Raw genomic sequence first — 14,733 nt, 5'->3', positions numbered from 1 at the left:
CCAACCTGCGCAAGGCCGCGGGTTGAAAGCACCAGCCACCCCCGTCCAAAACAACAAAAAAGGCCGGTCGCTGAACCGGCCTTTTCATCAACTGAACCCTGCCGGCCTTATGCGGCCTGGCTGGCGTCGCTCTGTTCAAGCGCAGTCGCCGGATCGACGTAGTCGTATCCGAGCGCCTCGGCAACCGCCTCGCAGGTCACCTGGCCGCCGATCACGTTCAGGCCCGGCAGGAAATGCGGATCGTCGAGCAGCGCTTTCTGTGCGCCCTTGTCGGCAAGCGCCAGCGCGAAAGGCAGTGTCGCATTGTTGAGCGCATAGGTGGAGGTCTTCGGCACGGCGCCCGGCATGTTGGCAACGCAGTAATGCACCACGTCGTCGACGATATAGGTCGGATCGGAGTGGGTGGTTGCCTTGGAGGTCTCAAAGCAGCCGCCCTGGTCGATGGCGACATCCACCAAAACCGAACCCGCCTTCATGCGGCTGACAAGATCCCTGGAGACCAGTTTGGGTGCAGCCGCGCCGGCAACCAGAACGGCACCGACGACCATGTCGGCCTCAAGCACGTGTTTCTCAAGCGCGGATTTGGTTGAATAAACCGTCTTCAGAGCCGGTCCGAATGTCTGGGCGAGATGGCCGAGAACGGCTGTGTTCCTGTCCAGAACCGTCACATCTGCGCCAAGACCGATCGCCATGGTGATCGCATGCGATCCGACGACGCCGCCGCCGATCACCACCACCTTGGCAGGCTCGACACCCGGCACGCCGCCGACGAGGGTTCCGGAACCGCCATGGGCCTTTTCCAGCGCCTTGGCACCGGCGATGACCGAAAGACGTCCGGCAACCTGGGACATCGGCACCAGCAGCGGCAGGCCGCCCTTTGCGTCGACGACGGTCTCGTAGGCAATGCAGGTTGCACCGGACTTGACCAGATCTGCAGTCTGATCCGCGTCCGGGGCCAGATGCAGATACGTGAAGAGGATGTGATCCGGGCGTAGCATGGCACGCTCGACTGCCTGGGGCTCCTTGACCTTCACGATCATCTGGGCGGCGTCGAAGATTTCCTTGGCCGTGCCAAGGATTTTGGCGCCAGCGGCCTGGTAGTCCGCGTCGCTTGCACCGATCCCGACCCCGGCATTGGTCTCGACAAGCACCTCGTGCCCGTGAGCGATCATCTCGTGAACACTGTCAGGCGTCAGCCCGACCCGGTACTCATGGTTCTTGATTTCTTTCGGCACACCAATGCGCATGACCACGTCTCCTCAGGAAGCATTGTTGATTGCCTTTAAGTGTACGCCTGTTTCCCTCGAATGTGCTTGCGTTCGCACGACGTGAAAACGAGAATTGAACAATTTTATTGCGCAAATCTGGAAAGTTATCGCAGATTCTGCGATCATGGACAAAGTTTAACGCAATATGTGCGGTGCAACATAATGAAAATCGATCGCCTCGACCGGAAAATCCTCGACGTGCTGCAAAAGGACGGCCGGATTGCCAACGCAGACCTCGCCGACGTCGTCGGACTGTCGGCATCTGCGTGCCTGCGGCGCGTGCGCGGCCTGGAAGAAGCCGGCGTCATCGAGAACTACGTGGCCCTGCTCGACCAGCGCAAACTCGGCCGCCGGATGGATGTCTTCGTTGAAATCTCGCTGACCGGCCAGTCCAAGGAAACGCTCGAGAGTTTTGAGCGCGCGGTCGCCCGGTCGGACGAAATCATGGAATGTTTCCTGATGGCCGGCGACGCCGATTACATATTGCGGCTGACCGCCGCCGATCCGATCGACTTTGAACGCATCCACCGCGATCACCTGTCCCAGCTTCCCGGCGTCCTGAGGATGAAATCCTCCTTCGCCATTCGCCCGATCGTGAAACGGACAGCGATTCCGCTGGAGGCTGAAACCTGAGGCGTTCAGCTGCATGGCTCCACGACAGGCCACCGAACCGGCAGGAACGATTGCAGTCTCGACGGCAGGTGAAGTCGGTTATATAGTCCGCATCCGTTTATTGCTTGGCACTTCAAGGATCCTGCCACGGTGTCCCACACGATCACCCGTTTTCTCGACACAACCTATCAGCTTGGCGAATGCCCGACCTGGGATGAGCGCACCAACCGCCTCCTCTGGGTCGATATTCAGGGCCGCACCATTCAGTCGATGGACTGGTCGACGCGCGACATCACCACCTGGTACTTCGACAACGAGGTCGGCTCGTTCGGCCTGACGGATGATGATCGCCTCGTCGTCGGTGTCTGGGACAAGATCCTGCTGTTCGATCCGAAGACGGAAAAGAGTGAAGTCCTCGCCGAGGTGCAGGCGGATCGCCCGGGCACACGTCTCAACGACGGCAAGATCGGCCCGGACGGCGCGTTCTGGATCGGCACGATGGACACCGCCTCCCCGCGCGAACCGATCGCGGGACTGTTCCGGATCGACGGCAAGGGCAACGTCGAACATATCCGCGACGAATTGCAATGCTCCAACGGCCTCGCCTGGAGCGCCGACGGAACCTACATGTACCACGCCGATTCCACGCCCGGCTGGATCGAGTGTTACGCCTTCGACCCGGCAACGGGTGCGCTCGGCTCCAAGATGCTCTACGCCCAGCAGACAAACGAGACCGGCCGCCCGGACGGTGCGACCGTGGACGCGGACGGCAATTACTGGAGCGCCGGGGTCTCCGCAGGTTTGCTCAACTGCTTCGCGCCCGACGGCAACCTTCTGGAAGCGATCAAGATGCCGGTCCCCAAGCCGACCATGCCCTGCTTCTGCGGCCCGGAGCTCGACCAGCTGATCGTCACCACGATCAAGCAGCCGACCGACCCCACCGCCATCGAACCGGACACGCTCTCCGGCGGCCTCTTCCTCGTGGAAGGCCACGGGCGCAAGGGCTTGACCACGGAGCGGTTCAGGACCGTCTAGGGTACAGCCTCATTTATGGGTGCGTACCCTGGTCAACGTATGAAATCGCCGGCTCGCTCAGTGCCGGCAGCCCCTGACCTTGACCGGTTGCCACACCGTGCGGGCCGGTTCCACCATGACCTGGCGGCTGACGGTCTTGTAGACGGCCGGTTCCCTGATCACGTGGCTGGATGCCGGTTGCAGCATCACCTTTTCCTTCACGGTGCTGTAGATCGCCGGATGGCGGACGGCGACCTTGGAGGCCGCCTGCACCTGAACCCGCTCGCTGACGGTCTTGTAGACCGCTGGGTGCTGGACCTTGCAGAGCGTTTTGACGCCCTTGATCATCCGGTATTCCCAGCCGACGCTGGCGCGTTGCACCATCACTTTGCGGTGACGGGTCTGATAGACCGCCGGTGTTTTCCGGTAGCTGACGCGCTCGGGCTGCACCAGAACGCGGCGCTTCTGATAGCCGTAGACCGCCGGTCGTTTCACGACCTTCTGGGTCGCGGCCCGGACCAGAACACGTTCGTGAACGGTTTTATAGACAGCCGGAACCGTCGCCTGCTGATAGCACGCGAGCGCCTTGCCGCCTGCATGGGCAAAAGATGCAAGAAAAGGTGTAATAGCCAGCGCGATGACCGCGCTCCAGGAACTGCGACGCATAAACTCATCCCCCAGTCTGGTGCAGGAAAATGTCCTGCAATCCGATTTTAGGGAAATTTGACAAGGCATTAAAGCAAAAAGTTAACGCCCGTTAAGAGATTGCGCGCCGAACCTCTTCTGTTCAGGTCTGTTCCTTCGGGCCTTTTTCGTAATCTGTGTCTTCGTTGATGATATGGCGCGCCTCTTCCGGCACCCATTCCCCCCAACGCGGCTGGAGCTGATGATCGACCGAAACCCGGTCATCAAAAACGAAACACTCACCCTTCCAGAGGCTTTCTTCTTCCGGCACCTTTTCCAGATAGTTCAGAATGCCGCCTTCAAGGTGGTAGACCTCTTCAAAGCCATTCTTGAGCATCCAGGCGCTTGCCTTTTCACAGCGGATTCCGCCCGTGCAGAACATGGCGACCTTCGGCTTCTTCTCAAGATTTTCCTCGGCATTGACCCACTCCGGAAACTCGCGAAACGATTGCGTTTCCGGGTTGAGCGCCTTCTCGAACGTTCCGAAGGCAAACTCGTAGTCGTTGCGCGTGTCGATCACGACCACGTCCGGATCGGAGATCAGCGCGTTCCAGTCCTCCGGCTTGACATATTCCCCGACGATTTCGTTCGGATCGATGCCGTCGACCGCCAGGCGCACGATCTCCTGTTTCAGCCGCACCTTCATGCGTTTGAAGACGTGCCGGTGCGTCCAGGCCTCCTTGTGCGTCAGCGCCGTCAGTCTCGGGTCCGTGCGCAGGTGATCGAGAACCGCCCTGACGCCCTCCTCCGGCCCGCAGATCGTGCCGTTGATGCCCTCGCTCGCCAGCAGCAGGCTGCCGCGCACATCGTTCTTCACGCAGAAAGCCTTGAGCGGATCGCGCATTTCCTCGTAGTCGTCGAGACGCGTGAACAGATAAAGGGCGGCAACGAGAAATTCGTTCATCGGGCGTGTTCTTTTGCTTAAGGGAGCGCTCGCGGCGGAGGGAGACCCTCGGTGCGGTCCGGAGCTTTCGGCGCCCTCTATACAGCGAGAGCCCCCTTTTTGAAAAGTCCGCATAATATCTGACGCCTGCAGTCGGAAGGGGCGATCGTTTCGGTACCCGGGTGCGTTGGTGACATGTCCCGGATCCCGGCGGCCTCCCGCCCACTCCAGTTAAGCACGCTTCTAACACACAGGCCCCCGGTCTTGCCGCTTTGCAGCAAACCGGGATGACCAACGGTTGGAAGAAGCAGTCATTCCGGACCAGTGCAGCGTCAGCTGCGCGCCGATCCGGAAACCAGATGTATGTCGCGCCGAAGGCGCGGCAGCTTTGGATCGTATCGACCTGGAAAACGTCACTTCCTCTAGGGTACGGACCCATAAATGAAGCCGATTTGGCGGCAAAAATGGCAAGATCTCGCGAGGAAGCGTGCGCAGAGCGGGCTTTTTGCCCGGTCAAGCGCGGTGACGCTGCGAGGTAAAGCCATTTTGCCGTCCTTCGGATTTGGCCGTTTTGGCCATCTGCCGCGTCGCGAAAGGCTTGAAAATGAACCACATTTCCTGCGCTTTCGCTCCTCGCAGCTGGTCAAAACGATCCAAACCAAATTGCCTTCATTTATGGGTCCGTACCCTTAGGTCACCCCAAGCGGACAAATGAGATTCGAGGCCGTGCGGCTTTAAAGTGTCTCAGAACGTCACCACCGCCTTGATCAGCGTCTCGCGGTCACTGGACAGGACTTCGAACCGACCGGCGATGTCCTGGACCGGGATCGTGAGCGAGCAGAGCGCATCCGTGTCGATCAAGCCGTCGCGTATGGCCTGCATCACGGTTTCGAAATCCTCGGCCGTCGCGTTGCGGCTGCCGATGATCTGGGTTTCCCGCTTGTGGAACTCCGGGTCATCGAACCGGATCTGGTCCTTGACGACGCTGACCAGCACGTAGCGGCTGCCATGGGCCAGCAGCGGAAAGCCCGCTTCGATCGCGCCCGCGCTTCCCGTTGCGTCGAAAATGACGTCGAAGCCGTCGGAGAGCGGCCCGGTCAGAAGCTCCGTCCCGGCAAGATGCTGCTTTTCAAAGTCGAACTTCTCGCCGGCCTGTCGCAATCGCGCCGCGCTGAGATCGAGCAGATGAACATCAGCGCCCTGAATGCGTGCGAAAAGCGCCGTGCCGAGGCCGATGGGACCCGCCCCGGTCACCAGCACGCGCTCGTCTTTCAGCGCGCCGGCACGCCGCACCGCGTGGGCCCCGATCGCCAGGAACTCGACCATTGCCGCCTGAAGCTCGCTCAGGCCGGTGGCACGGTAGAGGTTCGTTTCCGGCACCCTGATGCGTGAGCACATGCCGCCGTCCCTGTGGACGCCGAGAACCTCGATGTTCTCGCAGCAGTTCGGCTTGCCCTTTCTGCAGGCGCGGCATGTTCCGCAGGAAAGATAGGGGTTGATGACCACCAGCTCGCCGTCCTTGAAGGGACCGGTTGCCCTGGCAACCCGGCCGCTGAGTTCGTGACCGATCACCCTCGGATAATTCAGAAACGGGTGTTTGCCCTCGAATATGTGATAGTCGGTCCCGCAGATGCCCACGGCCCGGATATCGACCAGCACCCAACCCTCCGGTGCCTCCAGCGGCAGGTCCTGCTCCGACAGCTGGAACACGCCCGGTTCCACGACAACGCCGCAGGGCATGCGTGCGTTCTTCCCGTCTGCTGGTGGCGCTGTCTCATGCTTCATTGCAGTCTTTCCCGGCCGCGCGGCACCCAGTCCCCGGGCAGTTCGCCCTTGATGATGAGGCTGAGCACATCGTCCTTGGTCACATCTTCAATCAGATGCGTCCCGACATTCCTACCCTTGTTCATCACGACCACGCGGTCGCACAGCTCAAAGACATCATGCATGTCGTGACTGACAAGCAGGATGCCGATCCCGTCTGACCGCAAGCCCTTGATGAGGTCGGCGACCATCGCGGTCTCGGACGGACCGAGCGCTGCCGTCGGTTCGTCCATGATCAGTATCTTCACATTGAAATAGATTGCCCGTGCAATCGCAATAACCTGCCGCTGGCCGCCGGAAAGCTTTGCAACCGGATCGTCAAGGTTCTTGAAATTGGGGTTGAGTTTGCGCAGGACGCGTTGTGTCTCGGCCATCATCTTCCGGTCATCGAGATTGCCGAGCCTGGTCTTCAGCTCCCGTCCGAGGAAGAGATTGGCGGGCGCATTCAGGTGATCGGCGAGCGCAAGGGTCTGGTAGATCGTTTCGATCCCCAGGTCGCGCGCGTCGTGAGGGTTCTGGATTTCGGCGCGTTCGCCATTGACCTTGATCGTGCCTTCATTCGCGATCATCGCCCCCGACAGGATGCGCATCAGGCACGACTTTCCCGCCCCGTTGTGCCCGAGCACACCGACCACCTCACCCGGATAAAGGTCGAGCGAAACACCGTTGACCGCGCGAATGCCGCCGAAATGCTTTTCAATGTTGCTCATCTCAACAAGGGGCTGGGAAGCGCTGTCGAAGCTCATGACGAAAGGCCCTTCAATAAAAAAGTGCCGGGAACACAAGGAAGGAGTGCGTCCCCGGCAAGTTGGGATTTGTCAGTAAAGGACGTTTTGAACTTCGGGCTGGTCGATGTTTTCCTTCGTGGCCAGCACGACGCCCGTGTCGATGAAGTCGGACACGCTCTCCCCGTTCAACAGCTTCATGATGGTCTGAACGCCGAGTTCACCCATCTGGAAGGACCCCTGGACGGCGGTGCCGGCAAGCGTTCCGTCGCGCACGAAGTCCTGCAGGTCGGAATTGCCGTCAAAGCCGAGCGCGGTGATGCTGCCGGCCTTGCCGGCCTGTACGATCGCGCGGCCCATGCCGATTGCCGTCGGCTCGTTTGCGCCGAAGATGCCGACGAGATCGTCATTGGCGGCCAGAACATCGGTGGTCTGGTTCAGGGCGGTTGCCATTTGCGACTGGGAATAGAACGGGCCGACGATTTCAATGTCGGACTTCTCATTGATGTGCTCGACGAAGCACCCGACCCGGCCGATTTCGGACCCGACACCGGCAACGTAGGACATCACCGCGACCTTGCCCTTGGTGCCGACTTCGGACAGCATCTTGTCGGCCACCAGCTTGCCGGCCGCGCAATTGTCGGTGGAAAGGAAGGCCTGGTAATAGTCCTTGGCGTTGTCGGCAAGGCCCGAGTCGATGATGACCACCGGGATCTGTGCCTCGAAGGCTTTCTTGACAACCGGCGTCAGTGCCTCCGGATCGGACGGGGCAAGAACGATACCCGAAACACCGCGGTTGATGGCATTTTCGACAAGGCTCACCTGATCGGCAATCGCGGACTCGGACGCCGGACCGTTGAAGGTCATCGTATGCGCTTCTTGCCCCTTGATCGCGGCGCTGGCGCCCTTGTTCACGTTCTGCCAGAAATTCGAGTTGGTCGTCTTGACGATGACCGCGATTTCACCTGCCTGTGCCGCGGCGCCCGTCAGCACCAGTGCACTTGCCATCATCATCGTCGAAATCAGCTTTTTCATGGATTATTTCCTCCGGTTGAAGACACGTTTGTTGGTTTCCCGGCTTGTCAGCGCCGGTTTCGGATCTGATCGATGTAGACCGCCAGAATGACGATCACGCCGATCACGATTTGCTGGATGAAGGCGGAGACACCCGCCATGTTCAGGCCGTTGCGCAGGACGCCGATGATGAATGCACCGATCATGGTGCCGGATATGTTGCCGACGCCGCCCATCAGCGAAGCCCCGCCGATCACCGCTGCGGCGATGGCGTCAAGCTCGTACATCACGCCTTCATTCGGCTGCACCGTCACGAGGCGCGACATCAGGACATTGCCCGCAAGGCCGGCCAGGGCGCCCGACAGCGTGTAGGCGAAGATTTTGGTCCGGTCGACCAGGACACCGGCAAGCCGCGCGGCTTCTTCGTTGGACCCGGTCGCATAGATATGCCGCCCGGCCTGGCGCCTGTTCAAAAGATAGGCGGCGGCGATGGCGACCGCCGCGAGCAGAATCGCTGGATAGGGAATGCCGGGAAACACCACCTTCGGGAAGATGCCGCCGGTCTTTTCGACAATCCTGAAAAGGGACCCGTTCCCCAGGACGCCGAAGGCTTCTCCGAGCCTCGAAATCGGCGCTGCGCCAGTGAGCTGCAGCGCGACGCCGCGGGCGATCAGCATCATTCCGAGCGTCGCGACAAAGGGCGTGATCCGCATCTTGGTGATGACGAAGCCGTTCAGGAACCCGCAAAATGAGCCCGCGACAATCCCGAGTGCCATGGCCGGCGCGGTCGGAACGCCAGCCTTTATGGAAAGACCGGTCACCACGCCCGACAATGCCAGCACGGAGCCGACACTGAGGTCGATGCCGCCCGTGATGATGACCATCGTCATGCCGATGCCGAGCAGACCGATCACCGAAGTCTGAAGAAGAACCGTGAGACCGTTGTTGACGCTAAGGAACGCATCGTTGCCGAACGAAAACGCGATCACCAGCGCCAAAAGGGTCAGAACAGCCGATAGCTTGTGAAACGACCCGGCCGAAAGTCTGAAAGCCGCAGGCACCGGATACGCCCCCCTATCAAGATTCGCCATGTGTCCTCCCGGGCGAAAATTGAATTTAATTATTAAAAACAGAATTGCACTCGAATTCCCGATCGTCAATTGTTTTTTATTTTTTCATACTAAATTTCGGGAATTGTTCTTCGCCAAGGATGTGCTAATTTCGCGCCATGGCCCGTACAGACGAGCGTTTTCGAAGCGCTTACAACAAGTTGCTGGATATTTGCGCCACAATGGATGTCGGCAGCCAACTGCCTGCGGAGGTCGTTCTGGCCGAGCAGATGGAGGTGAGCCGCACCATCGTGCGAACCGCGCTGCAAAAACTTGATGAAGAAGACCTGATCGATTGGGAAGGCCGGCAGAAGACGCTCATCAGGCGCCCCGAACAAAGCCATCGCCTGTCTCAGTCCGAAAGCGCACCTTCGGACGAGGAACTGGAACAGCTGTTCTTCGAGTGGATCCTGCGCTTCGATGTGCCCGCCGGCACATCGCTCAATATTGCCCAGCTGTCGCGACAGTTCGGTGTCCCGGCGCACAGCCTTCAGGAGTTCATGTCCGGCCTGAGCCGGTTCGGGCTTGTCGAACGGCGGGCCAAGGGAGGCTGGATCCTGTCAGGTTTCACGGCGGAGTTCGCGGTCGAACTCTCCGATTTCCGGCTCGTTCTGGAAATGAATGCCGTCAGGCAACTGTTGTCGCTGCCGGAAGACCATGACATCTGGCCGAAGCTCAAGGAGCTTGAACACGAGCACGAGGAGCTCAAGAAGGACCTCAAGACCCGGTATCACGACTTCTCGACACTGGACGAGAAATTTCATTCAACGGTCAACAGCGTGGTGAAAAACCGCTTCGTTCTGGAAGCCCAGAAACTGATCTCGCTCATCTTCCACTATCACTACATGTGGGACAAACATGACGAGCGGGAGCGCAACGCGGCGGCGATCGAGGAACACCTGGAGTGGATCAGGGCCATGCTCGCGCATGACCGTCTTCACTCCGAGGAAGCCGCGCTCAAGCACCTGCGCCGTTCCAAGGAAACGCTCCTGGCCTCCCTGAAAGACCACAAACGCGCCTGAAGCCACTTTTTTTGCCACTTTTTGCCTTCGGATCTGCGCTGACGCTGGACCGGGGTGACACAGAAGCGGTTGGACGGCGAAAATGATCACCTTCCGCATGCATGCGCTCAAACCTCTCCCTCATCCTGAGGAAGCGCGTCAGCGCTGTCTCGAAGGATGGTCGGCAAATTCAGTGCCCTATGGCCCATCCTTCGGGACAGGCCTGTGGCCTTCCTCAGGATGAGGTCTTGCGGATGTGAGGATGGTCCCGATAGCACGGCCTCTCCCTGTCATCCCGGACGAGCACGGCGAGAGCCGGGACCCGCTCGTTCCCAGAGCCCTCAAATGGGAAACGGCGGACCGGACACAATCACACCGTGCGGCAAGCTGACAGGCGAGTGGACCCTCGGAGCAGCACAGACGCTTGTCCGGGGTGACGCTGAAGCGTTTGGACGGCAGTGGGTCCGGCCATTGCCGTTTCGAATGACCTAGAGCATGTGAACCTCGGCAGGCGCGGTGGAGATCGCGTCCAGTCTCGGTGCGGAAAATGACGCATCCGCCTGTCTCGCCCAGGCCAGGAATGCGCCGATCCTGCGCTCGATTTTCTCCGGGTGGTTCTGGGCGATATCGGCAAGCTTGTGGTCGAGAAACGGGTTCCTGAACCTGTCGAGCGTGGTCTCGACATAGGCCTCCGCCTCCTCTTTCCGGCCATGCGCCGCAAATCCGGGCACGACCTCACGGGCATAGAGGTCTTCCAGATCTGCCGCAGCTGCCGGGTCGGTGAGCATGTCGCGAACAAACTTGTGGCGCTTGCTCTCGTCGGCAAGCCAGCGGGACACCAGATAGGTGTGGCCGAGATTCAGGATAAAGAGTTTAAGCGTTTCGAACGGTTCAAGGCCTGGAACAATGCGCACGTCCGGATGCGAACAGGGCACCAGGAGACCGGGCTGATCCTCGATCGCCCAGAGTGAATAGGGCTCGGCCACCGCGCCTGCCGGTTCGAGCGGTTCGGACACGATGCGGTCGACGAGAGAATTTACCCAGATGACCTCAGTCTCCAGCCACTTTCGGAAGCTCCCGGGATAAAGGTCGCTGATCCCGAAGACGAGATCGCGCAGCACCTCGCCGTTCTGCGGCACCAGTTCCGTCGGCATGATCTGTATCGCGGCGGCATTTTCCCGAAACCGCTGAAAGAGCAGCCAGGTCAGCTTCGCAGGATAGGACATTGCCTGGTCGAATGTTGCGAGACGGTCCGCTTCACGCGGACGGAAGCCTGCATCGGCCGTGTTTGACAGGATAATCCGTGCCTCGTTGACCGCGATATTCCGGACCCGCTCGAGATCGGCGGGCAGAGACAGCGTCCGCGCCACGCTGGTCACCCGCGTCCGGGTCTCGATCAGCTGTCCGCGATCCACGCCCCTCACCTGCACCTCGAAGCCTTCCGCCGCCGAAAGGGCGGCGAGCCGGGACGCGCGGCGGGGATCCCCGCTCGATTGAACCACGGTGATCGGCCCGATCGCCGCGCCTTGCCGGAGCGCATCGGATAGGAAAAGATCAACATGTGCCTGAAGAAACCGGCTGGTTCCGAATTGCAAGATCGGGGTTACGGACATTTTGCCTCCAAGCTCGTTGTTTTGTTTATTATTAATTAGAACAATTATGGTCAATTCCAGGACACGTATTTTTCCGTAAATCAGGTGATTGTCGGCCGCTTCGGGCGCAAAACGGGCCAAAAGCGTTGAGAGGTCAAGCGTATTGGCGAAAAACTGTTGAGCATTTCATGTTCGATTTGACTTGACGCGCGCGCGCATCATCCTAGTTAAAACTGGAATTCTGGTCAGAAAATCGATATTATTTACCCATGGCTATACAAATGCAGATGGACGCATCGCAAGAACCTTCCTCTACGCAACGTGCGTATCTTGCAATCCGCAGGATGATCTTGGTTGGCGAACTGGCGCCGGGCGAAAAACTGAAGATCGAGAAGCTGCGGCAGATTCTCGATATGGGCGGCTCCCCGATCCGGGAAGCCCTCACTCTGCTCGTGTCGGATCTGCTCGTCGAACGTTTGGATCAGCGCGGCTTCCGGACGTCGGATGTCAGCCCTTCGAACTTTGCGGAAATTCTGAACCTGCGCTGCCACCTGGAAGAAATGGCGCTGCGGGAAAGCCTTGCCAATGCGGACCACGCCTGGGAAGACCGGCTCGTGATCAGCCATCACCGCATGATGCGCGAACCGCGCGCCAACGTGGAGCGCTTCGAGGAGCTGCACAAGGCCTTTCACATGAACCTTCTGAACGGCTGCCATTCACCGGTGCTGCTGAAGTTCTGCAACCAGCTCTATGACCTCAACATCCGCTACCGCTACCTGGCCGGACAGGCTCTCAACTATTCGGCCCGCGACATCGGCAGGGAACACAGCGACATCATGAATGCGGCCGTCGACAGAAACACCGACCTTGCCTGCAAATTGTTGCTCGACCACTACCGCAACACCGGTGCATTTCTGGAAAAACACTTCTCCGTGGAAGCCGCCGAGTAGGCTCTGCAGTTTTCGAATGCGCCGTCTGCGAGCGGGCACGCTTTCAGCACGAAAATTCTCCGGCCACCTGTTCGTGGCCAGGATGGTAGCTGGAGGTGAAAGCTGGCCGGGTCACAGATTGCTTCCTCAGTTTGAAGCCAAGCAAGCCGTGTCATCCCGTGGCGTCATCCCGGACGCAGCGCAACGAAGATCCGGGATCCACTCGTTTCCAGAGCGTTTGCTCAAGCACAGTCAGCAGAGCCATTCGTTTCAAACCTCTTGCAGAACACACTTTCGCAAAGTGGATTGGATACCCGATCAAGTCGGGGATGACGTTTCGAGGCGTGTCGATCCACTCGTTCTTGAAGACTTTCCATCATCCTGAGGAGGATCGAAGGTCCGTCTCGAAGGATGGGCCGAGAACCCGAAGCGAGCCGCCCATCCTTCGAGAAAGCGCTGCGCGCTTCCTCAGGATGAGGATGTGCTTGAGGTCAAAATCCGCGAATTCATTCCCTTGATTTCAGCCGTCATTGCCAGACTTGATCTGGCAAGCCATGCCTTGGCCTCTCGACGAGGCGGACTTTGTAGCGGGAAAGGGAACGGCATGGATGCCATGGTCAAGCCATGGCATGACCAGGGGAGAGTTTCTTTCCTGGCCCTCTCCGCCACTTTTCGTCATTGCAGGGCTTGACCCTGCAATCCATGCCACAGCCTCTCGACGAGGCGAGCTGTGTAGCAGGAAAGCGAATGGCATGACCAGGGGAGAGTTTCTTTCCTGGCCCCTCCTCCACTGTTCGTCATTGCAGGGCTTGACCCTGCAATCCATGCCACAGCCTCTCGACGAGGCGAGCTGTGTAGCGGGAAAGGGAACGGCATGGATGCCATGGTCAAGCCATGGCATGACGTGGAAGTGTTCTGGTGTAGCGGTCCGCAGCCAATGAACTTGTCATTCCGGCTGAAGCAAAGCGGAAGGCCGGAACCCGGCAACCACCTGACTTTCCGTCTTGATACAGCCTCCGGCCACAAGGATTACGGGTTCCCGGTCTTGCCGCTTTCGCGGCAAACCGGGACGGCAAACACAGGCAAAAAGCCCAATCCCGTTTCGAAGGATGGGCGGCAGGTTCAAGGAACAAACCGCCCATCCTCCGCACCTCGGGAAGAGGAGCTTGCGAAAGGGGAAAAGCGCAGGGGCCGTCTCAGGACCCGTCGCGCACCAGGACCAGGTCGAAGTCGGCCAGCAGCCAGGTGCCGTCGACCTTGCCGGACAGCACGTAGCCATCGGACGGGAACGAGCCGGCCGGCTGTTCGACATAGGTCATGACGAGATCCTCGCGGACACCGAAGACCGTGTCTTCGTCGAGATACGGATCATCGTCGGGGAAGATCTCCGTCACCAGCGTCCGGAAACCGGGCGCCTTGACGATGTAATGCAGATGCGAGGGACGCCAGGGATGACGGCCGCTGCCTCTCAGGATGTCGCCGACCGGCCCGTCGCTCGGCACGGTGTAGCTTACCGGCTTGACCGTCGTGAAACCGTAGTGGCCATCCGGACCCGTCGTCTGGATGCCGTGGAACGAATAGGTATCCTGGTCCGGGTCCTGGCTGGAATACATGCCGTTCGGAGCCGTCTGCCAGATATCGAGTTCGGCCCCCTCGATCGGGTTGCCGTCCTCGTCCCGGATCGTGCCTTTTGCGAGAAGCACCTCGCCGCCAAAATCGCGGCGCATGTCCCCGCCGATGGCAAGGGGCGGTGCACCGGTGATATGGAACGGCCCGAGCACGCTCGACGAGGTTCCTTTCGGGCTGGAATGCAGCATGTCCACCAGCGAGGACAGGCCGAGGACGTCGGAAAGCAGAACGAATTCGTGGCGCTCGGCGTCGGAGATGTTTCCCGCTGCTTCCAGGAATTCGATGCCCTTGCGCCATTCCTCGTGGGTGAGATTGGTCTCGCGGGCGAAGTCATGCAGATGCGTGACCAGGCTCTTCAGGATTTCCTTCAGGCGCGGATCGGTGTCCGGGCCGAAATATCCCATGAAAACATCGGTTATGTTGTCTTTCGTGACGTGACGCATGGGACA

At 59.7% G+C, this 14,733-nt stretch carries 14 protein-coding genes; 5 read left to right on the top strand and 9 right to left on the bottom strand.

Going from position 1 to position 14,733, the window contains the following annotated elements:
* Positions 1-107: 107 nt before the first annotated feature.
* Positions 108-1,247, bottom strand: a complete 1,140-nt coding sequence (ald, locus tag ACO08A_RS20940) for an alanine dehydrogenase (protein WP_422037855.1) — start codon at positions 1,245-1,247, stop codon at positions 108-110.
* A gap of 183 nt (positions 1,248-1,430) precedes the next feature.
* Here ald and ACO08A_RS20935 point away from each other — a divergent pair, with 183 nt between their 5' ends.
* Together ACO08A_RS20935 and ACO08A_RS20930 are read left to right on the top strand one after the other, a co-directional pair.
* Entirely contained in the window at positions 1,431-1,901 is a 471-nt protein-coding gene (locus ACO08A_RS20935) for an Lrp/AsnC family transcriptional regulator (RefSeq protein ID WP_422037854.1), read from the top strand.
* Positions 1,902-2,030: 129 nt separating this feature from the next.
* The gene (locus ACO08A_RS20930) at positions 2,031-2,915 is read left to right on the top strand and encodes an SMP-30/gluconolactonase/LRE family protein (protein ID WP_422037853.1); all 885 of its coding nucleotides are present in this window, start codon (positions 2,031-2,033) and stop codon (positions 2,913-2,915) included.
* Between the two features lie 57 nt (positions 2,916-2,972).
* Here ACO08A_RS20930 and ACO08A_RS20925 read toward each other — a convergent pair whose 3' ends face one another.
* Both ACO08A_RS20925 and ACO08A_RS20920 read right to left on the bottom strand, forming a co-directional pair.
* Positions 2,973-3,560 (bottom strand): hypothetical protein, encoded by a 588-nt coding sequence (locus ACO08A_RS20925; RefSeq protein ID WP_422037852.1) that lies wholly within the window; start codon positions 3,558-3,560, stop codon positions 2,973-2,975.
* Positions 3,561-3,681: 121 nt separating this feature from the next.
* Positions 3,682-4,482 carry a rhodanese-related sulfurtransferase gene (locus ACO08A_RS20920; protein ID WP_422037851.1) on the bottom strand — a complete coding sequence of 267 codons (801 nt, stop codon included), beginning with the start codon at positions 4,480-4,482 and terminating at the stop codon, positions 3,682-3,684.
* A gap of 420 nt (positions 4,483-4,902) precedes the next feature.
* On the opposite strand from ACO08A_RS20920, the gene ACO08A_RS20915 reads away from it, so the two are divergent.
* Positions 4,903-5,154: a hypothetical protein gene (locus ACO08A_RS20915; protein WP_422037850.1), complete on the top strand. Its 252-nt coding sequence runs from the start codon at positions 4,903-4,905 to the stop codon at positions 5,152-5,154.
* Between the two features lie 51 nt (positions 5,155-5,205).
* Here the strand turns inward: ACO08A_RS20915 and ACO08A_RS20910 are convergent, their stop codons facing one another.
* From ACO08A_RS20910 to ACO08A_RS20895, 4 genes are all read right to left on the bottom strand, one after another.
* On the bottom strand, positions 5,206-6,201 hold the full coding sequence (locus ACO08A_RS20910) for a zinc-binding alcohol dehydrogenase family protein (RefSeq protein WP_422041790.1): 996 nt from the start codon (positions 6,199-6,201) through the stop codon (positions 5,206-5,208).
* A gap of 41 nt (positions 6,202-6,242) precedes the next feature.
* Positions 6,243-7,031: an ATP-binding cassette domain-containing protein gene (locus ACO08A_RS20905; protein WP_422037849.1), complete on the bottom strand. Its 789-nt coding sequence runs from the start codon at positions 7,029-7,031 to the stop codon at positions 6,243-6,245.
* Between the two features lie 72 nt (positions 7,032-7,103).
* Complete coding sequence (locus tag ACO08A_RS20900) at positions 7,104-8,045, bottom strand: ABC transporter substrate-binding protein (RefSeq protein ID WP_421983880.1); 942 nt, start codon at positions 8,043-8,045, stop codon at positions 7,104-7,106.
* A gap of 47 nt (positions 8,046-8,092) precedes the next feature.
* Positions 8,093-9,115 carry an ABC transporter permease gene (locus ACO08A_RS20895; RefSeq protein WP_422037848.1) on the bottom strand — a complete coding sequence of 341 codons (1,023 nt, stop codon included), beginning with the start codon at positions 9,113-9,115 and terminating at the stop codon, positions 8,093-8,095.
* Positions 9,116-9,252: 137 nt separating this feature from the next.
* On the opposite strand from ACO08A_RS20895, the gene ACO08A_RS20890 reads away from it, so the two are divergent.
* Positions 9,253-10,155 carry a GntR family transcriptional regulator gene (locus tag ACO08A_RS20890; RefSeq protein ID WP_422037847.1) on the top strand — a complete coding sequence of 301 codons (903 nt, stop codon included), beginning with the start codon at positions 9,253-9,255 and terminating at the stop codon, positions 10,153-10,155.
* 467 nt (positions 10,156-10,622) lie between these two features.
* Here the strand turns inward: ACO08A_RS20890 and ACO08A_RS20885 are convergent, their stop codons facing one another.
* Positions 10,623-11,747 carry a mannitol dehydrogenase family protein gene (locus ACO08A_RS20885; protein ID WP_422037846.1) on the bottom strand — a complete coding sequence of 375 codons (1,125 nt, stop codon included), beginning with the start codon at positions 11,745-11,747 and terminating at the stop codon, positions 10,623-10,625.
* 323 nt (positions 11,748-12,070) lie between these two features.
* Between ACO08A_RS20885 and ACO08A_RS20880 the strand changes: the two genes are divergently transcribed.
* Complete coding sequence (locus ACO08A_RS20880; RefSeq protein ID WP_422037845.1) at positions 12,071-12,676, top strand: GntR family transcriptional regulator; 606 nt, start codon at positions 12,071-12,073, stop codon at positions 12,674-12,676.
* Positions 12,677-13,851: 1,175 nt separating this feature from the next.
* On the opposite strand, the gene ACO08A_RS20875 is transcribed toward ACO08A_RS20880, so the two are convergent.
* Positions 13,852-14,727 (bottom strand): dioxygenase, encoded by an 876-nt coding sequence (locus tag ACO08A_RS20875; protein WP_422037844.1) that lies wholly within the window; start codon positions 14,725-14,727, stop codon positions 13,852-13,854.
* Between the last annotated feature and the right edge of the window lie 6 nt (positions 14,728-14,733).

The organism is Roseibium sp., from assembly GCF_965232425.1.
Taxonomy (GTDB): domain Bacteria; phylum Pseudomonadota; class Alphaproteobacteria; order Rhizobiales; family Stappiaceae; genus Roseibium.
This window is presented reverse-complemented; position numbering and strand designations above follow the sequence as displayed.